Annotated in this window: 22 protein-coding genes; 13 read left to right on the forward strand and 9 right to left on the reverse strand. The window is 44.6% G+C overall.

All coding sequences use genetic code 11. The annotated features are described in order from the left end of the window. The first annotated feature begins 3 nt into the window (after positions 1-3). The 3 genes from J3L18_RS01145 to J3L18_RS01155 all read left to right on the forward strand — a co-directional run bounded on the left by J3L18_RS01145 (position 4) and on the right by J3L18_RS01155 (position 2404). Entirely contained in the window at positions 4-855 is an 852-nt protein-coding gene (locus tag J3L18_RS01145; protein WP_129571394.1) for a fumarylacetoacetate hydrolase family protein, read from the forward strand. Then, entirely contained in the window at positions 842-1675 is an 834-nt protein-coding gene (locus J3L18_RS01150) for an amidohydrolase family protein (RefSeq protein ID WP_129571393.1), read from the forward strand. Before J3L18_RS01145 ends, J3L18_RS01150 begins: the two co-directional genes overlap by 14 nt. A 522-nt stretch (positions 1676-2197) precedes the next feature. Continuing rightward, positions 2198-2404: a hypothetical protein gene (locus J3L18_RS01155; protein ID WP_090528232.1), complete on the forward strand. Its 207-nt coding sequence runs from the start codon at positions 2198-2200 to the stop codon at positions 2402-2404. An 81-nt stretch (positions 2405-2485) separates the two neighbouring features. Here J3L18_RS01155 and J3L18_RS01160 read toward each other — a convergent pair whose 3' ends face one another. After that, on the reverse strand, positions 2486-2983 hold the full coding sequence (locus J3L18_RS01160) for a DinB family protein (protein ID WP_129571392.1): 498 nt from the start codon (positions 2981-2983) through the stop codon (positions 2486-2488). A gap of 629 nt (positions 2984-3612) precedes the next feature. Between J3L18_RS01160 and J3L18_RS01165 the strand changes: the two genes are divergently transcribed. The 6 genes from J3L18_RS01165 to J3L18_RS01190 all read left to right on the forward strand — a co-directional run bounded on the left by J3L18_RS01165 (position 3613) and on the right by J3L18_RS01190 (position 9319). Continuing rightward, positions 3613-4410, forward strand: coding sequence for a HipA family kinase (locus tag J3L18_RS01165; protein WP_129571391.1), 798 nt, complete (start codon positions 3613-3615; stop codon positions 4408-4410). After that, positions 4397-4771 (forward strand): DUF3037 domain-containing protein, encoded by a 375-nt coding sequence (locus tag J3L18_RS01170; RefSeq protein WP_129571390.1) that lies wholly within the window; start codon positions 4397-4399, stop codon positions 4769-4771. Before J3L18_RS01165 ends, J3L18_RS01170 begins: the two co-directional genes overlap by 14 nt. A gap of 183 nt (positions 4772-4954) precedes the next feature. Beyond that, positions 4955-5449: an SMI1/KNR4 family protein gene (locus J3L18_RS01175; protein WP_129571389.1), complete on the forward strand. Its 495-nt coding sequence runs from the start codon at positions 4955-4957 to the stop codon at positions 5447-5449. Between the two features lie 145 nt (positions 5450-5594). After that, the gene (locus J3L18_RS01180; RefSeq protein ID WP_208102525.1) at positions 5595-6443 is read left to right on the forward strand and encodes a ThuA domain-containing protein; all 849 of its coding nucleotides are present in this window, start codon (positions 5595-5597) and stop codon (positions 6441-6443) included. A gap of 167 nt (positions 6444-6610) precedes the next feature. Further along, entirely contained in the window at positions 6611-7501 is an 891-nt protein-coding gene (locus J3L18_RS01185) for an IS1595 family transposase (protein WP_189549506.1), read from the forward strand. Between the two features lie 966 nt (positions 7502-8467). Beyond that, complete coding sequence (locus J3L18_RS01190) at positions 8468-9319, forward strand: alpha/beta fold hydrolase (RefSeq protein WP_129571383.1); 852 nt, start codon at positions 8468-8470, stop codon at positions 9317-9319. A 60-nt stretch (positions 9320-9379) separates the two neighbouring features. Here the strand turns inward: J3L18_RS01190 and J3L18_RS01195 are convergent, their stop codons facing one another. The 5 genes from J3L18_RS01195 to rhaT all read right to left on the reverse strand — a co-directional run bounded on the left by J3L18_RS01195 (position 9380) and on the right by rhaT (position 16615). Beyond that, positions 9380-10162, reverse strand: a complete 783-nt coding sequence (locus J3L18_RS01195) for a polysaccharide deacetylase family protein (RefSeq protein ID WP_091175327.1) — start codon at positions 10160-10162, stop codon at positions 9380-9382. Between the two features lie 244 nt (positions 10163-10406). Further along, positions 10407-11795, reverse strand: a complete 1389-nt coding sequence (locus tag J3L18_RS01200; protein ID WP_129571382.1) for an FGGY-family carbohydrate kinase — start codon at positions 11793-11795, stop codon at positions 10407-10409. 4 nt (positions 11796-11799) lie between these two features. Continuing rightward, positions 11800-13074 carry a sugar isomerase gene (locus J3L18_RS01205; RefSeq protein ID WP_091175323.1) on the reverse strand — a complete coding sequence of 425 codons (1275 nt, stop codon included), beginning with the start codon at positions 13072-13074 and terminating at the stop codon, positions 11800-11802. Between the two features lie 250 nt (positions 13075-13324). Then, positions 13325-15445: a bifunctional aldolase/short-chain dehydrogenase gene (locus J3L18_RS01210; protein WP_129571381.1), complete on the reverse strand. Its 2121-nt coding sequence runs from the start codon at positions 15443-15445 to the stop codon at positions 13325-13327. Between the two features lie 33 nt (positions 15446-15478). Beyond that, the gene (gene rhaT, locus J3L18_RS01215; RefSeq protein ID WP_129571380.1) at positions 15479-16615 is read right to left on the reverse strand and encodes an L-rhamnose/proton symporter RhaT; all 1137 of its coding nucleotides are present in this window, start codon (positions 16613-16615) and stop codon (positions 15479-15481) included. A gap of 234 nt (positions 16616-16849) precedes the next feature. Between rhaT and J3L18_RS01220 the strand changes: the two genes are divergently transcribed. Then, positions 16850-18343, forward strand: coding sequence for a gluconokinase (locus J3L18_RS01220; RefSeq protein WP_129571379.1), 1494 nt, complete (start codon positions 16850-16852; stop codon positions 18341-18343). 19 nt (positions 18344-18362) lie between these two features. Here the strand turns inward: J3L18_RS01220 and J3L18_RS01225 are convergent, their stop codons facing one another. Beyond that, positions 18363-19001: a phosphatase PAP2-related protein gene (locus tag J3L18_RS01225; RefSeq protein ID WP_223266279.1), complete on the reverse strand. Its 639-nt coding sequence runs from the start codon at positions 18999-19001 to the stop codon at positions 18363-18365. 145 nt (positions 19002-19146) lie between these two features. Here J3L18_RS01225 and J3L18_RS01230 point away from each other — a divergent pair, with 145 nt between their 5' ends. The 3 genes from J3L18_RS01230 to J3L18_RS01240 all read left to right on the forward strand — a co-directional run bounded on the left by J3L18_RS01230 (position 19147) and on the right by J3L18_RS01240 (position 21033). Further along, a complete protein-coding gene (locus J3L18_RS01230) occupies positions 19147-19566 on the forward strand; it encodes a MerC domain-containing protein (RefSeq protein ID WP_129571378.1) in 420 nt (139 codons plus the stop codon). Between the two features lie 214 nt (positions 19567-19780). Then, positions 19781-20227: a Fur family transcriptional regulator gene (locus J3L18_RS01235; protein WP_090528187.1), complete on the forward strand. Its 447-nt coding sequence runs from the start codon at positions 19781-19783 to the stop codon at positions 20225-20227. Further along, complete coding sequence (locus J3L18_RS01240; RefSeq protein WP_091175307.1) at positions 20224-21033, forward strand: N-acetylmuramoyl-L-alanine amidase family protein; 810 nt, start codon at positions 20224-20226, stop codon at positions 21031-21033. The genes J3L18_RS01235 and J3L18_RS01240 overlap by 4 nt, the downstream gene beginning before the upstream one ends. A gap of 117 nt (positions 21034-21150) precedes the next feature. On the opposite strand, the gene J3L18_RS01245 is transcribed toward J3L18_RS01240, so the two are convergent. Both J3L18_RS01245 and J3L18_RS01250 read right to left on the reverse strand, forming a co-directional pair. Continuing rightward, complete coding sequence (locus tag J3L18_RS01245; protein WP_129571377.1) at positions 21151-21987, reverse strand: aminotransferase class IV; 837 nt, start codon at positions 21985-21987, stop codon at positions 21151-21153. A gap of 75 nt (positions 21988-22062) precedes the next feature. Further along, complete coding sequence (locus J3L18_RS01250; protein WP_129571376.1) at positions 22063-23097, reverse strand: RluA family pseudouridine synthase; 1035 nt, start codon at positions 23095-23097, stop codon at positions 22063-22065. Positions 23098-23160 lie beyond the last annotated feature (63 nt).

Here is a 23160-nt window from a genome sequence, read left to right on the forward strand (position 1 = left end):
AATATGAAACTTATACGATTTGGCGAGATTGGGAAAGAGAAGCCGGGAATTATACAAAACGATAAAAGATATGATGTATCGGCCTTTGGCGAAGATTACACCGAACAGTTTTTTGAAACTGACGGACTTAGCCGCCTTGCTGATTTTATAAAAGATAACTTACTGCCCGAAGTTGCTGATGATGTACGCTTAGGCAGTCCTATCGTGCGCCCTTCAAAACTGGTTTGTATTGGCCTTAACTATGCCGACCATGCCAAAGAAACCAATGCGCCGCTGCCGCCCGAGCCGGTGATCTTTATGAAAGCAACCACCGCTATTGTTGGTCCGTTTGATGACATCATGATCCCTAAAAACTCTGTAAAAACGGATTGGGAAGTGGAACTGGCTGTGGTTATCGGCAAAAAAGCATCGTATGTGGAAGAAGCCGAGGCTATGGACTACGTAGCCGGTTACGTGCTGCATAATGACGTAAGCGAGCGCGAATTTCAACTGGAGCGTAATGGTACCTGGGATAAGGGTAAAGGCTGTGATACCTTTGCGCCGCTTGGTCCGTTTTTAGCTACACCTGATGAAATTGCCGATCCGCATAACCTGCGGCTGTGGCTAAAAGTTAACGGCGAAACCATGCAGGACGGTACTACCTCAAACTTTATATTTAACCTGCCGCACCTGATCTCATACACCAGCCAGTTCATGACCCTGCTGCCGGGCGATATTATCTCGACAGGTACACCTGCAGGTGTTGGATTAGGGATGAAGCCGCCGATCTACTTAAAAGCAGGCGATGTGGTAGAATTAGGTATTGAAGGCCTGGGTGAATCAAAACAAAACCTGATAGCTTATGCTAAAAATTGATGCACATCAGCATTTCTGGCAATACAACCCGGTAAGGGACAGCTGGATCACTGAAGACATGCAGGTAATAGGGCGGGATTTTTATCCCGAAGACCTGTTACCTGTATTGCAAAAACACGGCATGGATGGCAGTGTCGCCGTTCAGGCCGATCAGTCGGAAAAGGAAACAGAATTTCTGTTAGATCTGGCATCCGTTAACCCCTTCATCAAAGGGGTAGTAGGCTGGATAGATTTGAAAGCCGATGACCTGGAAGACCGTCTGCATCATTTTAAAAAATACGAAAAGCTTAAAGGCTTCCGGCATATCCTGCAGTCGGAGCCCGACGAGCAATACATGCTCGACCCGCAATTTAAAAAAGGGATTGCCGCTTTGGGTAAACACGGCTATACCTATGATATCCTCATCTTTCCTAACCATTTGCCATATGCCGCGCAATTGGCAGCTGAATTTCCGGATCAAAAGTTTGTGCTTGACCACATGGCCAAGCCCTACATCAAAGCCCGGGAAATAGATGGCTGGAAACAGGATGTCGAAAAGCTGGCAAGCTATCCCAATGTATCCTGCAAGGTATCGGCCCTGCTCACCGAAGCGGACTGGGACAACACCCCGGCAGTTGATTTTATCCCTTATATCGATATTGTATTCAACGCTTTCGGTATCAACCGGGTAATGTTTGGCTCCGACTGGCCAGTGTGCCTCCTGGCCGGAGGCTATGAAAAAACAATGGAGGTAATGGACCTGTATGCTGAAAGACTTTCCGCTACAGAGAAGGAGTTGTTTTTTGGCGGGAACGCGGCTGCTTTTTACGGTTTAGGGTAAATTCCAGATACTTAAAAGTACCTAAAATGTCATTTCGATAGAGCATTGGGGCGCTGAGCGCCGGGGGCGAAAGAGAAATCTTATACGACTAACAAGAACGCATGTTCGGGACAGGGCGCATAAGATTTCTCCTCACGCCATCACTATCTCCCTGCCCGCCTTCGTCGAAATGACAATTCTTTTTATTCATTTCACGTTCCATAATCTCATCAAATTCCGCGTTTTTACGATACTTCGCCACTGTACTAAAATCACTAAACTGTACTGTATATTATTTATTTCAAAACGATAGGCTCTATTATCAATATGATAGCGCAGTGTTTGGTACATTTAATTATAAATCAATTAAATATCAGCATAAATGTAATATTAAGGTAACACAGAGCGTCAGATATAAGTATGGCACACATTTAGCTATATGGACACATGATGGGTATAAAATAACATTAAAAAGGCGAACCATTTCTCTCCCGATAACGTTATATGGATACCAATCAGACTTAAATTTTTATGTTAGACGTTATGTACACAACCCTGTTACAAGTTGTAGTCCTGCTTGCGGTTTTCATTTTGCCGATGTTCATATTTGGCAAAAGGATCAGGAACAAAAAAGTAAAGACCGTTAATTACAAGATAGATACCGATACCTCTGAGGCCCGATATGCTATTAATGAAAATGGCTTCCTTGAAGAAATAAACACAGGCAAGCTGTCAAAGCACCGTAGTTGAGTGCAAAACATACAAAAGCAAAGCACGCTTTTGCCTGCTTTGCTTTTGTATTTAAAAACTGATCTTATTACTCCTGTTTTTTCAGAAACCCTGCTCATCCGCACTTGGGCCGTAGCTGCCCGGTATCGGGATATCCAGTAAACGTAAATAAACTCCCAACTGTGCCCTGTGGTGCACAATCTGGCAATAAGTCATCCTGATTACTTCTGCTTTTGTACGCTGATTAAGAATCTGTTCTCCGTTACGTAATGTCCAGATTTTATCAAACGTGCTGATATCAGCTTTTTGCAGGCTCGAATAGCCGTCGGCCAGTGAGTCTTCAAATAATTTCAGCAAATCGGCAGTGCCGCTTACCTTTTTAGGCTCGTAAGGTACAGTGGCAAAATCCAGTTCGTCGGTATTTAAGGTAATAGTAACCCAGGTAGGTAATTCAGCAATGTGGGTCGAGAGATGTTCAATGGTCATGCTTTTAGGGTGCGGCTTCCACTGGTATTTATCGTCGGGGATGCGGCTCAGCATTTTTTCGGTGGTTTGAGCTTCCTGCTCCATCTCCTGCAATAACGATTTCAAAGTGTCCATAAGTGTTGTTGTTTGTTTTATGATGTAAAGTAACGGAGGGGTAATGACAGCCCTATGTCAGCAGGGACCGGGGAGGGTAATATTATTTTTCTGAACCATGATTTTTAGGATTTGAGGATTGACAGGATGGTTTATTTTTGACTCCCGCTGCTTTTATAAAATAGTGTTTCTCCGTCAGCAGATAAGTTTCGGGTGAAAGCAGGCAGAACAATGTTGGGCTTGTGTGGTCGCAAGGGCATTAGCGAATTTTGCCGGGAGAGGAAACGGGTAAGGCCAGGCAAAATTTAGCAGCCGTGGTTCCGCCTGTTTTGCAGGGCAAAGGCATGGAGAGGGCATGGAGGGCAGACTGTGGGCAAAGAAACCTCTCTGCTGACTTGATTTATTCGTTAAGTATTATGTTTTAATAGGTACTCATGAGCTCGTTTCATTCGGTTTTTGGTTACTTTTGTATCAAGACAAAAGTAACAGCCACCGCGGCAATTGAGCGGCGAATGTATGTTGGTTAAAACCTAAGCCCAATTAAAGAATAATTTGGGCGTTGGCCGGGCTTTCCGCTCATACTGCACAGGCATTAGCCACAGGCCGGTATCCGCTGCAATTCCTAACGCTGGCTTTTGCTAATTTAAACTATGAACTATACACCACCACAGCTCCGCACTGTTAACGTAACCCGTTACGTAACGCCGTTGCGCGAGGGCGGGTCGTTACCGGCTATTGCCGAAGCTGATGACGAATTTTTATATGTACTAAAGTTCCGTGGAGCAGGCCAGGGGGTAAAAGCCCTCATTGCCGAACTTATCGGCGGCGAAATAGCGCGCCTGTTAGGTTTCAAGGTTCCTGAGCTGGTATTTGCCAATTTAGACGAAGCATTTGGCCGTTCAGAGGCTGATGAAGAGATCCAGGACCTGCTGAAGTTTAGTGTGGGGCTTAACCTGGCGCTGCATTATTTGTCGGGCGCTATTACTTTTGATCCGGCGGTAACTATTGTTGATGGCAAACTGGCTTCGCAAATAGTTTGGTTCGATTGTTTGCTTACCAATGTGGACCGTACCGCCCGTAATACCAATATGCTGATATGGCATAAGGAACTATGGATGATTGATAACGGCGCCGCGCTGTATTTTCATCACTCATGGAACAACTGGCAGGAAATGGCTACCCGCCCGTTTCTACAGGTGAAAGACCATGTGCTACTGCCCCGCGCCAATCAACTGGACACGGTTGATGCTGAATTCAAAGCAATCCTAACGCCCGAAAAGATCCGTGATATAGTTGCGTTGATCCCCGACGAATGGATCACCTACCGCGATTTTGAAGAAACGCCTGACGAAGTGCGGAATATATATGCCGAGTTTTTAATAACCCGGCTGGCCGCTTCAGATGTATTTGTTAACGCCGCAAAACAAGCCCTATATGCAGGTATTTGAGTACGCCATAATCCGCGTTGTACCAAGGGTGGAGCGCGAAGAGTTTATCAATATAGGGGTGATCCTGTTTTGTCCCAAACAAAAATTTTTAAAGGTATTGTTCAAGGCTGATGATGCAAGGTTAGTTGCTTTTTGCGGTGATTTGGATTTGGATTGCCTGAAGGAAAATATCAATTCGCTTGAGCGCATCTGCAATGGCGAAAAAGATGCAGGGCCAATAGCCCGGTTAGATCAGCCTTCACGCTTCCGTTGGCTTACGGCTACACGCAGTACGGTGGTGCAAGCTTCAAAAGTACATCCTGGCATGACTACTGATGCGGAGGCTACGCTGAACAGGTTGTTTGAGCAGATGGTGTTGTGATGATATTTGCCCGTGAGGACACAGGCAAAGGGGAAGACAAAAAACTCGCGCTCGTTTGTAACGAGTGCGTAGCTGGGTTTGCGTTTATAACGCACAGGCGATACAATTGCCAAACCATATTAAGCGCTTGTTGCAAACGAGCGCAAGGAGGGACTAATTCACGCCAGTTTATATTAAAATAACATGATTGAAAAGCTTAAGTCAATTGGAGGAGTTGAAAAGAATCTCTTTTGTGCCGATCATAAGCAACGAGTGGAAAGCGCCTTTCTAAGTATAGAGGCAACATTTAATTCGCTTTTGCCGCAGTCTTACAAAGACTTTTATATAGATATAGGTGCTTTTTCCTTTTTAGAACTTATTTGCGCGAAATGTATTGACGTAAATCCAATTATGCTAAAGGGAAATAAAATAAGTGTTGGCGATTTTTATTGTATTATCGGGAATGATGGATTGTCAATAACTCAAGTTCTTTCAACTTTTCAGGAACAAATACCCGTTGGCCTATTACCTATCTGTGATGGCGAATTAGGAGATATTATATGTATGAGCCTTCGGCAGGATGACTACGAATACATTTATTATTTCCATCACGAAAGTCCGCCTGGTAATGATTTATTTCTAATTGCAACAAACTTTGTAGCTTTTGTAATGAAATTGGAAATTTATGAAGAAGTTTAGCGTCTCAAAGAGCATTGATTACTTCGTCGATGTTGGTGATAACACCACATCTAATCACCCCTACATTACCTCTCATCACACTATTTCTCCATCATCATAAAATCAAATCCGTTAGTTTTATAAACACAATTATAAACGCAGGGATATGAACATCAACCGAAATCTGATCAACAGAGTCATGCTGCTTGCTGTCGTTTTCATTATGGCAGTTTTTACAGCCATAAGCACCAACGCCCAAAACCATAAAAAATTCAAAGTAATAGCCTTTTACACCGGCCGGAGCGACCTGGCGCATATCAGCTTTGTGCACGAGGCTAATCGCTGGTTTCCTAAAATGGCTGAAAAATACAATTTTACCTACGACAGCACCAACAACTGGGCTAACATGAACCCTGAGTTTTTGGCCAAATACCAGGTAGTAATATTTTTAGATACCCGCACTGATAGCCCCGAACAACGTGCGGCTTTTGAACAATATATGAAAAAGGGCGGCGCCTGGATGGGGTTTCATTTTTCGGCCTTCGCGCTTACGCCCTCGGACTTTCCGCAAAACTGGGACTGGTACCATAACGAGTTCCTTGGTTCGGGACAATATGTGAGCAATACCTGGCACCCAACTTCGGCGATTTTAAGAGTTGAGGATGCTAATCATCCGGTAATCAAAGGCCTGCCCACCATTTTTAAAACAAACCCTAACGAATGGTACCGCTGGGAACACGATCTCCGCAAAAATCCGGATATCGATATCCTGCTTGCGGTTGATTCAACAAGTTTTCCCTTGGGTACAGGCCCAAAGCAACACGAGATCTGGCATAGCGGTTACTACCCCGTAGCCTGGACTAATAAAAATTACCGCATGGTTTATTTCAACATAGGCCATAATGATATGGACTATGACGGCGGCACCAACAAAGAGCTTTCTCAAACTTTTGAAAATGCTGATGTTGATAAGCTGATCATCAATTCGCTGCTTTGGTTAGGCAGAGGAAAGTAGTGGCACCAGCCCCCTGAAGAGGGCGTTTTATTTTTACGCGGGTTTAGGCGTCCACGCTTGAACCGTTAACCTGATGAAAAACTCTTCAAAAGCGGGGGTGGTGCGATTCCCCTCTTGAGAGAGTAATAGCCCATGAAAAGGCAGGAATAATTTGTATATTTATGATAATGAATATCATAGAGACGATTAAGCGTTTTCCAGATCAGTCCAGTTGCATAGACTATCTTGAAGGATTAAGATGGCAAGGATTGCCAGAATGCCCGTATTGCAACAGCAAACGGAGCAGCAAGCGCCAGGAAAGCCAACGGCATATTTGCAATAGCTGTAACCGCAGCTATAGCGTTTTGGTCGGCACTGTTTTCGAGGGCACCAAACTTCCTTTGCCGCAATGGTTTTTGGCTATTTCATTAATGCTGAATGCGAAAAAGGGGTTATCTGCACGTCAGTTAAGCAGGGATCTGGGATGCAATCGTAAGACAGGCTGGTATTTGCAGATGCGGATACGGGAAGCCATGCGGGACGGCGGGGATGGCGGTTTGTTTAAGGGTATTGTTGAGGTAGATGAGACTTATTTAGGTGGTAAAAAAGCCAATCACTCAAAGAAAAAGCGGCAGGAAAGGCGCGATAATAATTTGCAGGTCACCGGCATGCAGGATAAACAGCCCGTGATTGGGTTATTGGAGCGGGATGGCCGTCTAAAGCTTCAGGTCATAGATAAGGCACATGGGAAAACGCTCAAACCCATTGTTGAACAATCAGTGAGCACAGATGCTACTATTGTAACGGACGGCTTTGGTGGATATGCCGGTTTAAATAAAATATTCCGTGAACATCAGGTATTAAACAAGGAAAAAGAAGAGTATGCCCGGGGAGAGTATCACACCAATACGATTGAGGGCTTTTGGACATTGTTAAAACGGGGGATATATGGTCAATACCATAAAGTATCGCTCAGACATTTGCAATCATACCTGAATGAGTTCACATTTAAATATAACAATAGAGGCAATAACCAGGTGTTTAACTTTTTAATTAACAAAATGGCTACTGCCTCTTGATGGGCTATTACTCTTGAGAGGGGCGGAGGGGTGTGTTATTCTACGTACAGCTTATCGCTTGTATAACACACCCCGGCTCCCGCTCTTTCCCACCGCGCCCCCCTCTCAAGAGTAATAGTCCCTGAATTAACATAATTAAAGAATTAACCGCCAAGTCTACTCACCCCGACATCGCTGCGCTTGTCACCCCTCTCTACGCAAGCGTAAAGAGGGGGATTTATCTGTATTTTTTCTTTACCCTCTTTCCGCCAAAGGCGAAGAGAGGGTGGTCCAGCGTAGCGCAGACTGAGACTGAGTCAACTGTACGGCATGTCATTTCCCGGCACTGTCTAATCACGGGCTATTGCTCTCTCAAGAGGGGATTTTAAAGCGCTTACGATAAATTAATCCCTTAGGTTAATGTCATGGCGTCCACGCCTGAACATGGTCATGTATGGAGCGTTTATCGCTCCCGGTCACAGGCAAGAAATTCTTGCGTATCCGGGCGCTAAAAATTATCCGAAAAACACACCATAAAAATGGTGTCGCTACTTTGTCAGCATGCAAGACAAATAAAGCCGCCAATTGGTTTTTTCTCAAAAAAATCCTAAAAATCAGCAAAAATTACATTGGTAAATGCTGTCGTTTTTAATCTTTCGAAAAAAAGTATTTTAAACTCTTTATAGTTTTAAGCGTTGATTATCAGTGTTTTAATACTATTTCACCTAAATGTTTAAAATATTGAATATCAGCGTGTTTCAGGAAAAAGGTGTCCCGCGTTTTTACATTCAGAATTTGGAACACCCCAGTTTTCCGGAAAAAGAACGCCGGCAGGATTTTTAAATTTTTATGGGGAATCAAAAATTTGGGACACGCGTTTTGTTACAATTGGAATGCAAGGCTTCGTCGGGATAATGTAAATAAAATACCTATTGGTATATTTTGAAGGCGCTTTTGCTTATTTTGCCGGCGAAATCCTGCCTGCTTATGAAAAAGTTAAAAACGGTATTTAATCAGGTAAAATCTCTTAATGGCGCCGAAGGTACTGATATGATCGATCTGCTATGGCAACTCATCTGTTATTCGCCTAAAATGCCGGTACGCCTGCAGCAGCAACTTTTGCTTGATGAAGCCAAACCTTTTACGCTTGAAGTCGACGACCCTCATTTTGCCAAATCTACTTTAAAGTTCCATGGGTTTACCTGGGGAGAGGGGAAACGCAAAATACTTATTACCCACGGCTGGGGCTCAAAAGCCGCCGACTTTGCCGAGCTCATCACAGCTTTAAAAAGTGTTGATGATGTGCAGGTAATAGCTTTTGATGCACCGGGTAACGGCAGCTCGGAAGGAGAGCTGTCAAACCTACTGCTCTTTGCCAAAGCTGCGACAACTGTAATCAAAACCTTTGGCGCGCCCGATGTGCTCATTGGTCACTCGTTAGGGGCAATGGCCAATGCCATCGCTATTAAGGAAATAGCTATTCAGCCTGGCTTGCTCATCAGCATTGCCCCGCTTATTAATCTGAAAGAGAATTTTATAGCCAGCCTGAAAGCGGCCGATGTAGCCCAGGGTTTACAGGATCAATTCTTTACTGATTTTGAGTCATTGTTTGATATAGAGGCTTCGCATTTTACACTTCATAATTTATATCCTGCCGGTTTGGTCAGGAGGCATTGGTTAGCCTATGACCCGGAAGATAAAGTTGCACCCTTCGCATTTCTGGAAAACTTCCTTATCGCTCATCCCGAAGTTGAAACCAAAGTATACCAGGGCCCCGGTCATGAACGCATTATTAAAGATGAGCTTGTTATATCAGATCTCGTTAGCCTGATAGCTTAATTTTTATATATAGTAATTTGGCTTTAAGCTTTTAGCCTTCTGCTTTTAGCTTTTATAAAACTATTTAGCGGCCATCACCTCATCCATGGCTTTCATAAAAGTTGTTACTTCAATTTCGTTCCGGTGCGCCTTTAAATAAGCTAACAGCTTCCTGTGCGCATCTGCGGGTGTAACCAAATAATCGCCGCCTACGCCGTGAAACATGAAGATGCCCAGTCCGCCGCTTTGTTGTACTTTCTTTACAAAATCTATCAGGGCATCGCCGGTTACCGGGTTGCCTGTTACGCCCCACGAGGGCACTTTTAACGGGTCGAGGTTTTTAAAATCAGTGATCACAGCATCCGGTCCGCCGCCTATACGGGCGTATTTTGCGAGGCCTGCTTTACGCAGGGTATCAACATAGTTCACGCCGCCAACTTCAACCTCGGTACATGGATATGCATAGGTTCGGCTGCCTGTTTTTCCATCAACAGCAAAAAGCAGCGTGTTCATTTCATTGATCTCGCGCAGCATCATGTACGGTGTATAAATAGCCGAATTGTTAGCCGGATTAGCTTTTACATTAGTGAGCAGGCAAGGGTGATATAAAGTGTGATTGGCCAGTTCATAACCTTTTTTGCCTACCTCGCGCCAGCGCGGCAAGGTAGCTTCGGTCATGTTGCCCATTAAAAAGAAGGTGGCGGTAAGGTGTGCAGAATCGAGCTGTGGTATGGCTATGTTTAACTGTGAATTGATGCCGTCGTCATAAGTAAGCACAATAATGGCTTTTTTATGCTTAGCTTGTTGGGCGTTGGCAATAAATGCAAAATTGAGCAATAACAGAAACAAAGCGAATCTTTTCATGAGAGGGTTTTTGATTGGTTGCCCTAAAATAAAAAAATCCGGCTGATAACCGGATTTTTAAATAAGAGTTTCGTTTATAAAAATGTCATTTCGATAGAGCTGGAACGGATGGTGTGCGGGCGCGAAAGAGAAATCTTGTACACCTTGTTGAGCCTAAATGCATGGCGTATAGGATTTCTCCTCACCCCAACCTTTAGCCCCCCGCCATTCGTTCGAAATGACATCGGTTTTTACCGAAATAGAGCTATACAACCTCGCTCTGCACCCCCGAATAATATTTCAGCTCGATCAGGTCATGCGGTAGTGTTTTGGTATTCCAGGCATGATGAATAGCCAATGCCGTACCTACGGCAGTTGCCTGCGCCATTGATGCGGCGTAAACTTCCAAATGAGGGAAGGACAGCGCCAGCAGGTGCATGAAAACACTGTTTTTACTAAAGCCGCCATCTACAAAAATGCGCTTTACCGTACAGCCGTTTAAAACATAATTGGTTGATATGGTTTGCTGGGCAACAATATCAATCATGAGTTGGTGATAAGCTTCAACATCATCAACAAAACTGTTTAAGTCGCGCTGCTCAAATGCCGATTTCTGTAACTGGCCTTCATTTTCGTCGGCCTGTAATGAGGGCTGATTATTTAGCCGGGCTGCAATTGCAGGATCATAATTTATGGTACGATACCTGATCTCGTCCTGGTTAAAGTGGGCGGCTATTCTTTTTACTTGCTGCTCATATTCATAACCCGTAAACAAACGTGAGGCTTTTACCGGGCTGCCTTTATATTGCAGGTAGTTAAGACAATCATGCTTCAGTTCATCAGCCGTAAGCGGTGTTTGGTTAAAAGGGTTAAGACTGATTGACCAGGTACCCGTAGAGATCAGCACAAAAGGCATATTAAAGCTTACCAGGTAAGGGATCAGCGCTGCCGAACTATCGTGCAACCCAATACCAACCTTGTAAGTACTGCCCGGAAACTCTGCCGGAAGTACACTATCCGCGGGATGCAGCGGAGCCATTTTGGGTAGAATCTCTTCAGCATTAAGCCAGTTGTGATAGGTGTTTTTAGCAAAATCCCAAAGGGCAGTATGGCAGCCGATACTGGTTAAGTCGCTCACCATTTGCCCGCTGATAAGATAGCTCATATATTGGGGTAAGTGTAAGGCATACTTTATCCGCTTAAACACTTCGGGCTGTTGATATTTAAGCCTGTATAACTGCAATCCCGAATTAAGGTTGCCCAAAACCGGCGAGGCGGTTTCTAAAGCAAACCTGGTTTCGTCGCCATAGTTTTCATAAAACTTCCTGCCCAGTTCAGGCGGATATGGCTTAAGGTAATTATACAGTGGGGTAAGCGGTTTGCCGTGTTCATCAACATAAACAAAGCTGGCGCCGTAAGTTGAAAAGTTGACCGCTTTAAGATCAAACTCCTTATGCTTAAAAATTTCGCGCAATGAATCAAACACCGATAACCTGAGGCTGTCGAGGTTTTCACATGTGTCGCCATCTTCGTCGTGAGTTTCCAGGAAGCGGGCTGTCCGTTCAAAAACTATCTTGTAGTTCTCATCGAACAGGAACAGCTTCTTGTTGGTTTTACCCACATCAAAAACGGCTATAACAGGTATCGGCTCCATAGGCTTACAATCCGGTTGATACTGCTTTAGCTCCTCTTTCGTTTATCAGTTGCTGCCTGATAGTTTGCTGCCTGTAAACAGCCAGCGGGTTTAACGCGCCGCCTGCTCTTAAGCGTGCTTCGGCCAATAACGAACGGACGTCGGTGCGGTAAGCCTGCTGCAATATTTCCTGGGCAAGTACTACATCATTATCCTGTTGTGCCTGTACCAATGCTGGAGTATCTACTAACAATGCCTGTGCATAGGCTATCTTAATGGCTTCTACTGATTGTAACAGGTCCTCAATCGGATCTTTTACATTGTGTGAAGCATCGATCATCCAGCCTATAGAAGTGGCGTGTGTCATGCCGCGGGCGTCCATACCTTCAACCAGTTCGTTAAAGATCAGGAACAACTGGTATGGGTTGATGCTGCCTACGGTGAGGTCATCATCACCATATTTTGAATCGTTAAAGTGGAAACCGGCCAGCTTGCCTTCCATCAGCAGTAATGAAACTATCTGCTCAATGTTTACCCCCTGTAAGTGGTGACCAAGATCAACTAATGTCTGCGCTTTTTGGCCCAGTTTTGATGATAGCAGGTAAGATTGACCCCAATCGCCAATAGTGGTTGAGTAGAAGTTAGGCTCATAAGGTTTATACTCAACCCAAACTTTCCAGTCATCGGGCAAGGCCTCATAAATTTCCTGCAAGCTTTCTAAAGTGCGTTCAAACGCGCCGCGCATATTCAACTGACCGGGGAAGTTTGATCCGTCCGACAGCCAAACAGATAATGCTTTTGAATCAAGCTCAACACCGTATTTGATCACCTCAATATTGTGGGCAATAGCCTGTTTGCGTACCGCTTTATCTACATGGTGCAATGAGCCAAATTTGTAGCTCAATTCCTGATTAGGCTGATCCTGGAAGGTATTTGAGTTAACCGCGTCAAAATGCAAACCCAATTGTGCCGCATGGGCTTTGATAGCTGAGGCATTGGATGGGATATCCCAGGGAATATGTAATGATATAGAGTTGCTGCTACGGTTAAGTGCATGGATCAAGCCCACGTCTTCAATTTTTTCTTCCAGACTACGGGGCTCACCACCGCCCGAAAACCTGCCGAAACGTGTACCGCCGGTACCTAAAGCCCAGCTTGGTATAGCAATATTAAAATCAATCAGTTTTTGCAGGATAGTATCCAGGTTTTTTACGTCACCGGCAACAAAATCAAACTTGCGCTGGTGATCTTTCAGTTGCTGATGATTGGCTTCATCAATTTTATATTTTTCTAACTGCATAATTGGTATTGGTTTAAAGCAAGTTCAAGCGTGGACGCTTAAACTTGCTAAGTTTATTTTGTTCCCTCCTTCGGGAGGGGCGCTTAGGGCTGTGCATTGGCAGGGAGGGGTTATACGCCTTGCTTAATTAATAAGCTTATCGAAGAAACCCCTCCCTACACCCTCCCAAGGGAGGGAATCGCGCAACCCAACGCTTCTTAATTTATCTTAAGCGATGACCATGAACCATGATCTATCAACCATGAACTAACTACCGCACAAACGCCATCGCTACGCCGCCATCAACATTCAACACGTTACCGGTTGATTTGTTGAGCAGGCCGCCGGTAAAGGCGAAGCAGGCATTAGCGATATCGGCAGGTAAAATTACCTCGTTTAGTAAAGTACGTTTTGCGTAATAAGCTGGTAACTCGTCAACAGTAACACCGTAAGCTTTAGCACGGCCTTCGGCCCATCCGCCGGCCCAAATGTTACTATCGCTGATCACGGCATCAGGATTAACTACGTTTACGCGGATCTTGTCGGTACCAAGTTCGGCCGCATTTAACCTGCTTAAGTGTAATTGCGCAGATTTAGCTGAGCCGTAACCTGCGTTGTTTGGTCCGCTAACTAAAGCGTTTTTACTTACAATATTGATGATATCGCCGCCGATGTCTTGTTTTTTCATAACAGCTACTGCAGCCTGTGTAATGAAGAACTGGCCTTTAACCAATACATCATACAATAAATCCCAATCCTTTTCGGTATGGTCGGCAATGGATTTAGAGATGGATAAACCTGCATTGTTTACTACAATATCAACTCCGCCGAAGGCTAAAGCAGCAATTTCAAGTGCCTCGTTGATTTGGCCTGCATTGGTTACGTCAAGCACAGCGGTAGTATACGAATCCTTGCCATATTGTTTTTTAAACTCTTCGCCGGCACCTTCTAAACGCTCAGCATTCATATCATTTAAGATAACTACTGCGCCTTCATCAACAAATTTTTTGGCGATAGCTTTACCTATGCCACCTGCACTACCGGTGATCAGGGCAATTTTACCTGATAAAGCTTTTGGCTTAGGCATACGCTGTAATTTGGCTTCTTCCAGTAACCAGTATTCGATATCAAAAGCTTCCTGGCGCGGGAGGGAAGTATATTCTGAGATAGCCTCAGCGCCTTTCATTACGTTGATAGCGTTGGTATAAAACTCGGCAGCAACGCGGGCAGTTTGTTTATCTTTTGAAAACGAGAACAAACCTACACCCGGATACAGGATGATTACCGGGTTGGTATCCCTGATAGCCGGACTGTTATCGTGTTTGCAAGTGTTGTAATAGTCGGTATACATTTGGCGGTAGGCCTCAAATGCCGGAGCTAAACGTGCTTTTAAAGCGGTAACATCGCTCAGGTCTTCACCCGGTGCAAGGTCAAGTACCAGCGGACTTATCTTAGTACGCAGAAAGTGATCGGGGCAGCTGGTACCTAACGGTGCCAAACGGTCAAGGTCATTAGAGTTGATGAACTCCAATACACGTGCGTCATCAGTAAAATGACCAACCATGTGCCTGTAGCTTGAGCAAAAACCACGTAATACAGGCGCAAGGGCAGCCGCTTGTTTTTTACGGCCATCCTCGTCCAAACTTTCAACTTTTTGGCCGCCAAAAACGGGCGCCTTTTTGCCATAGTTTTCTTCCAGATATTCGGCACAGCGCTCAATAACCTCGAGGGTGTTCATGTAGCTTTCGTAAGCAGTATCACCCCATGTAAATAAGCCATGCGAACCCAGCATAATGCCGCGGATACCCGGATTTTCATCAAGGCACTGTTTTAATTGAAGGCCTAATTCAAAACCTGGTTTTTTCCATTCAACCCAGCCGATGGTGCCGTTAAAAAGCTCCCGGGTTATTTTCTTACCGTCTTTTGCGGCAGCAATAGCGATAGCAGCATCAGGGTGCAGGTGATCGATGTGTTTGAATGGCAGGAAACCGTGAAGCGGCGTATCAATTGATGGCGCTTTTGAGTTAAGATCATAGATGCAATGATTAAATAACTCCACCATTTCATCTTCAAATTCAACCCCACGATAAATGTTTTTGAGGCTGCGAAGTCGATCAATATACAGGGCGGCTAAACCGCTTTTTTTCAGCGTACCAATGTCACCGCCTGAGCCTTTGATCCACATTACCTCAACATCATTGCCGGTAAGCGGATCTTTACTCATCAGCTTGCATGATGTGTTGCCGCCCCCATAGTTGGTAAGGCGCAGATCGGCACCCAAAAGGTTGGAGCGATATATGAGCAGGGCTACTTCATCGCCCGCCAGTTCGGCGGCTTTTGCTTCATCCCACAAATAGCTTACGTGTTTAAATTCAGTTGTTTTCGACGACATATATTTTAATTGTTGAATTATTGAGTTAATGAATTATTGATTTGTTTTTATCGTTGGCTTATTTAGCTCGGCTTTTACTGTCGGTTTTTCGGGTTTTATCTTATTCCCATATCCCACAACCAGTACCGATATTACAATTACAGCTATACCGGCTATTACCGTTGCGAATGCTTTTTTACTTACGCCTTTCCACTCTTTAAGTACCAGGCCCCACGTATTAGCAATCAGGATAATGAAAGCCATGTGCAGGATCCAGGAGCTGGCGCCATTACCCATTTTGCTTTCGCCCATACCGTAAAAAAAGAACTGTAAAAACCAGGTTGTGCCGGCCAGTGCCGCAAACAGGTAGTTTTTAAGGAGGGGTGTTTTTTTATCGGTATAATTATCAAACGTTTTATTGCGGGCATTTAGCACCATACACCATATAAAGTTAGTGGTTAAGCCGCCCCATAATATAATAATATAGGTTACATTGTTTGAAAACAGGAAGTTACCTTGCCCCGGATGTGCCGCCTGCCAGATCTGGTTAGCGGTATCGGCCATTGGTTTCCCGGCTTCAATACCGAAGTTGAAACAAGCGCTCAGGATCCCCGAAACTACCGCCACCATTATACCTAAACCAAAGCGGTAATCCTTATTTTCCTGGGCTATGGTTTTATCGGCCGAGAGTTCTTTCTCTTTCATCATACCTGCTTTACCGCATATAATAATGCCCACTACACAAAGCACAATGCCCAATAAAACCATCTGCCCCCATTCGCTGTGCAGCATCAGCGTAAAAGTATCTTTCCCTTCTTTCGGGAAAAGGTCATAATACACCGACGGAATTATTGATCCAAAAACCGAGCATAAGCCCAGTATAATGGTGCTACCCAGCGATACTCCCAAGTAACGTACCCCTAATCCATACGTTAAACCGCCAATGCCCCACAGCAGTCCCATAAGGTACGTCCAGCCAAGGGTAGCAATATCCGTATGGCTTATAATATCGGCAAAGCCGGGAATAGTAAGCCATGCTGCCAGCGGTGGTACAATGAGCCAGGAAAAAATGCCGCCTACTATCCAGTAGCTTTCCCAGGCCCAGCCTTTTATTTTTTTGTAGGGGATGTAAAAGCTCCCCGAAGCAAAGCCACCGATAAAATGGAAGATGACCCCTAAAATTACTTGCATATTCTCTAATTGGTTTATATTGGTATGGCTAATGTAGATAATTTAAATGCCGGAACTGTCCTTTGCTGTCATGGATGTAACCGTAATTGCGTCTTAACCGGGATTTTAAGGATTAATGGGATGGACAGGATTTCATAAGCAGTTTTACGCTAAACTGTTAAAGAAATCCCTTAATCCTAAAAATCCCCCCAAATCCCGGTTCTGTTTATTATTTTGGCAATCAAATACATCTCCATGCAGGCATATATTTTAGGTATTGATATTGGCACCGGCAGTACAAAGGCTGTAGCAGTAAGTTTAACGGGCGAGCCATTAGGTACAGTATCCAATCATTACCCCATTAGTAGCCCCGAGCCCGGTTACAGCGAACAGGACCCGCTGTTGATTTGGGACGCTTTTGTAAAATGCCTTGCTGGTATTACTGCTAAATTGGGCGCCGCCCCGCAGGCCGTGAGCCTGAGCAGCGCTATGCATAGTATTATTCCGGTTGATGAGCATGGCGAAGCGCTGCTGCCTATGATGACCTGGGCAGATGCGCGGAGCGAGAGCATCGCGCAGGCATTGCGTGCAACGGAAAAAGGTGAACGCCTTTATCATAACTGCGGCACTGCGATCCATGCCATGTCGCCCTTAAATAAGTTGCTGTGGCTGCGTGATAATCAAAGTAACATCTTTGAAGCCGCCCATAAATTCATTTCGATAAAGGAGTTTATCTGGTTCAGGCTTTTTGGTGTTTTTGAGGTTGATTATTCCATTGCGTCGGCTGCAGGATTGTTTAATATTGTAACCAAAGAATGGAATGATGAGGCTCTTAAACTCACCGGTATTACTGCTTCAAAATTATCAGCCCCGGTTAATACCACTTATTACCGTAACAATATCAGGCCTGAGGTAGCTGCATTAACCGAGATAAATGCCGGTACCCCGTTTGTTATAGGGGCAAGTGATGGGGCATGTGCTAATTTAGGCAGCCACACTACCGGCCCGGATGTAGCGGCGCTTACTATAGGCACCAGTGGCGCGGTGCGCATTACCAGCCCGAAACCGGTTTACAATTACGAAGCCATGGTTTTTAATTACCTGCTTGATGAGCAGACTTATGTATGTGGCGGAGCGGTAAATAACGGAGGTATAGCGGTAAACTGGCTGCTCAAAAACTTTTTGCAAAAGGATAACCTTACCGCTGCTGATTATGACGCTTTATTTAATGAGATAGCAACAATGCCTGCCGGCAGCAACGGGCTTATATTTTTACCCTACCTGTACGGTGAACGCGCCCCGCTCTGGGATACCAAAGCCTGCGGCACATTTTTTAATATCAAGCCGGCACATACCCGGTCGCACTTTTTACGTGCGGGGCTTGAAGGTATTTGCTTTGCACTGAACGATGTGCTTAAAACATTGGAAGATGCATCGGGCGGGATTATACAAGTTAATATCAGTGGTGGTTTTACCAGTTCGGCAGTATGGACACAGGTACTGGCAGATATCACCGGGAAAAGGCTCGCAGTGCTTCAGTCTGAAGATTCATCGGCGCTCGGCGCTATTTATCTCGCGGCACGGGTATTATATCCTGAAAGTTATGACAAGCTTACCCGTGTTGAACAGCAGGATTTTATCGAACCAAGTGCTAAAAACCATGAGGTTTATAGCAGGATGTTCCCTGTATTTAAAAAGCTGTACGGTGATTTAAAGGACAGCATGCATTTGGTGGATGGATGGGAGTGAAGACTGATTAAAAAAGTCATCATTCCAGCCCCAGCCATTTAACCAATCTCCAGCAACCATATACAAAAAATGGCGCGGCCACTACATCAATAGTATAATGAATATGCTGTATCAACAGTAATACTACCAATACAATTGCACAGGCCAGGGCGATCAGTTTGTCTGTTCGCTTTTGCAGGTGGAGGTACACAAGTACCATGGTTGCTGTGTGGCCCGAAAAAAACAGGTCTTTGGTGATAAACGTATGCCCGTAAAAAACGCTTGTGCTTGGGTCAATAAGCGGGACAAGGCCCGCTGGCGGATTGAGCTTGACCAGGCCGATGGTAATAAACCGGGCAATACATACAAAATTCAGTGTCCAGATATAAGTGATACATATCCTCGGGTTATAAAGCGCCCGCCACATCATCAGCACACCCATGCTCCAGATGAGTATAAAAATCGGGACGGAAAGATCGTAAGAGGGTAAATGGGCCAATACCCAATCATTAAGTACAACCCCGTCCTGCCTTTTTTCAATATACTTAAAAAAAGACGGTAGCAGGTTAATGATGATGACTATGACCAAAGTGGCGCCCAGTAACTTGAGCCTGCTGGCCTGGGTGTCGTAGGCGCTCTGCCAAAGCTGTTTTATATGATAAATGGAGGCTAAATTCAATCTGTGTTTTTTTATAAAGCCTGCAAAAATACAGTTTGCTGATTAATATTAAGTAATTGTCAGGTATTTGTTAATTTAATAAACTCAAATATGGGTAATGAAAACAAATGCAATTGTGTTGCATTAACTTGTTTATATTTGCGGCATGGATTTTCAAAAGCTTTCACCCCGGCTGGATAATATTGGTATCACCGCTTCAACGCTTTGTGCTATCCATTGTGCGGTAGTGCCTTTGCTGTTTACCAGTTTGCCGTTGGTGGGCCTTGGTTTTTTGGCTAACGTCTGGGTAGAGTGGGGGATGATCATTTTCGCCCTGGTGATAGGAGTGTATTCTATAGGCTTATCTTACCGGCGTACGCATCGCCGTTCAGTTCCAATATTTATGCTTGTATCAGGTTTTGTTATCATAATGGGAGGGCACGCGTTTACAACAACAGGAAAATACGAGGCTATGATAGTTCCTGTTGGGGGCTTGCTGATAGCCGCCGCGCATTATATAAATTATAGGTATACCGGTGCCTGCAATCATGATCATAAAACATATAAACTTGAAAAGGTTGAGTAATGGATAAGCGCCACAGGAAATTCTTTTATGCATTTTTGCTGTTCAACTGCTTTTTGAGTCCGGCTTGTAATCATGAAAAGCATGGTGCCCCGGCTGTATCAAACCGTCATACTAAGCCGATAAAAAATACCGTTATAAAAGCCGGCAACTAATGGCGTATATTATACGTACCATTATTAAATTAGCGGCCTTATAATTATTACCCAATTGATACATGACACAAACCCGCGATATACATCATTTTGAGCACCTGCTTGATAAACATCACCTGAAAAAAACTGCGCCCAGGCTGCGGGTTTTATCTATGATGTCGTCAAGACATTCCGCTACCTCGCAGCCCGACCTGGAGAACCTGATGCATGATATCGACAGGGTTACACTTTACCGGATCCTCAATGCTTTTGAAGAAAAAGGGATCATCCATAAAGTATTTGATTTAAATGGTACGGCAAATTATGCCCTTTGCTCATCAAGCTGTAATGAGCATGACCACCATGACGAGCACCTGCATTTTAATTGTACCCAGTGCAAAAATGTATATTGCCTTAATGATATGAATCTGCCCGCTATAGATCTCCCTGCGGGTTTTGAGTCGCATGGCTTTACCCTGTATGCTCATGGCTTATGCCCCAGGTGCAGTAAAAAGGCGGTGAAAAAATGAAATACGTCGCTTTGCCCGGGATGATCATCCTGGTGTTCCTGTTTCAAAATTCATTCGCGCAGCAAAAAGATACTATACCTGCTGTTACAACTTTTAGGTTTAAAACGGTTGTTATTGATGCCGGGCATGGCGGTAAGGATGCCGGGGCGCGTGGTTCACATTCGTTTGAGAAAAATGTAACACTGTCCATAGCCCTGAAGCTCAAGGCAGCTCTTGATACGGCCATTACTGATGTTAACGCTATCCTTACCCGTACCGATGATACCTTTATCCCGCTAAACCAGCGCTCGGCTATTGCTAATCAAAACCATGGCAACCTGTTTATTTCCATTCACTGCAATTCATCGCCCGAGGGCACTGCCGCACGTGCACACAAGCAAAAAGGTGTACTGATGCTGGTATACGGTTTCCACCGCCTTAAGGAGCAGGAAGAGGCCGTACGCGAAAATGCTTCCATTTTCCAGGAAAAGGATTACAAACAGAACTACGAGAGCTATGATGAAAGCGATCCTTCAAACCTGATCGTACTGAATGCTTATATTCAGAAATACCGTAAGCAAAGTATCCGTTTTGGTGATTTGCTTGACGATGAGTTTACCGGGGTAGATGGCCGCGAAAGTAATGGTGTGAAAGAACAGGGGGTATTGGTGCTGGCCCATAGCGCGATGCCTGCTGTATTGATAGAAACCGGTTTCATTAATAACCCCGAAGAGGAGGAGTACCTTAATTCGGACGAAGGGCAGCACGAAATTGTAATGACAATCATCAGGGCACTTCGAAATTACAGGAAGGCAATAGGGGCATAAAAAAGCTGAATGCCTAAAGCTGAAAGCCCAGCCTTCCGTTACATGGGCTATAGGATTTTCTCCTCAATCCGGCGCTTTGCCCCTCGCTGTTCGTTGAAACGACGCTCTTATTAAAAATTACAATTTATTCAACTCATCCATCAGTACCTTGCTGTACTGATTAAAATAGCGCCTTACCCCAAAACCCATAACGGTTTGGATACCGCGGGTGGCGTTGGTTAAAAATACTTCATCGGCCTCGTATAAAATATCAGGATTGATCTGGGCTTCGGTGATATCAATGTTGTTTTCTTTTGCCAGTTTGATCACTACCTGGCGCATTACACCTTCAACGCAGCCCTCGCTTAACGCCGGGGTATATAAATGATTTTGGTAATTGATGAAAATATTGGAACTGCTGGCTTCGCACAGGTTACCGCTTTGGTTCAACAGAAAAACATCATCCAGCTTGTTTTGGGTTTTATACAAACCCGCCATTACATAAATAAGCGAGTTGCATGTTTTAATGTTCGACAGATAGTTGGACGGTTTGGGCAGTTCCGTAAACACATCCATGATCAGGCCCTTCTCATTCAAAAAATACCGGGGCTCTTCGGATGGGGTTAGCTCCAGGCAATAGCCCATTTTATTTTGAGTAGGGGTATACAAGCCTTCGGCATCGCGGTAGACGGTAAGGCGTAACCTGCCGTGTTTAACTTTATTTCGGCGGGCAAGCTCACTAACTATTTCGTTCAGGAACCAGGTATCCATTTGCGAATAACCATCAATTTTAAGAGCTTTCATGCCCCGCTGTAGACGGTCGGCATGCAGTTCAGCAAATTTCAGTTTCCCTTTCATTAGTCGCATACTTTCAAACAGGCCATCGCCATATTTAAAGCCCCTGTTGCCAATGGTAAGCAATGGGGTGTTTTGGGGGAGATATTCGCCGTTAAAATTGATGAATACGGGCATCATAGGACGGATAGATATTATAATTTGATCGTGTTGTTAATAATTACCGGGTATTGTTGCTCTTCTATCTAACGTCTGTTATTTCGTATCTGTATCGCTGTACTTTCGCCATTTTGCAAGTACGGCCTCAAAATCAGCCGGCAGCGGCGATTCAAAATGCACCTGCTTTTTTAATGTAGGATGTAAAAAGCCCAGTGTTTGTGCATGCAGGGCTTGCCGTGGCATCAGCTCAAAACAATTTTCAACAAACTGCTTATACTTGCTGAACATGGTGCCCTTTAAAATTTTATCACCACCGTAAGTGGCGTCGCTAAACAAGGGGTGACCGATATGCTTCATGTGCGCCCTGATTTGATGGGTACGGCCGGTTTCCAGCTGGCATTCAATCAGGGTAACGTAACCCATTCGCTCTAAAACTTTATAGTGCGTTACAGACCATTTTCCTTTTTCGGGGTCATCATATATCGACATTACCCGCCTGTCGGCAACACTACGGCCAATATAGCCGGTAACCGTGCCGTCTTCCGGTATATCGCCCCAGGCAAGTGCTATATATTTGCGGGTGATGGTATGCTCAAAAAACTGCTTAGCCAACCAGTTCATGGCACGCTCATTTTTGCTGATAAGCAGCAGGCCTGAAGTATCCTTGTCAATGCGGTGTACCAGCCCCGGCCTGCCATCGTTGCCCGGCAAGGTTGGCAATTGCTGAAAATGGTAAACCAGCGCATTAACCAGTGTACCCGTATAATTGTTATAACCGGGATGTACTACCATACCAGCTTCTTTGTCAACCACCAATACATCATCATCTTCATAAATAATATTGATGGGGATGTTTTCGGGATATACTTCTGTATCGCGCGGAGGGTGTGGCAGCACTACTGAGATCACATCAAGCGGCTTTACCTTATAGCTCGATTTGATAGGTTTATCGTTCACCAGCACATTGCCCAGCTCAATAGCATTTTGAATACGGTTGCGCGAAGCATTCTCCACGCGGTGCATCAAAAATTTATCAATCCGCAAAAGCGACTGGCCCTTGTCAACCACTACGCGTAAGTGTTCGTACAAGTCCTGTTCTTCCTGCTCAATAAGTTCGGGTTCGTGTGCCATTTGAGGCGCAAAAGTAATCGTTTTTTATGGTAGGTTAAACGTAATATTGCAATAGCATTAACG

It is taken from the genome of Mucilaginibacter gossypii, assembly GCF_017569325.2.
Taxonomy (GTDB): Bacteria; Bacteroidota; Bacteroidia; order Sphingobacteriales; family Sphingobacteriaceae; genus Mucilaginibacter; species Mucilaginibacter gossypii.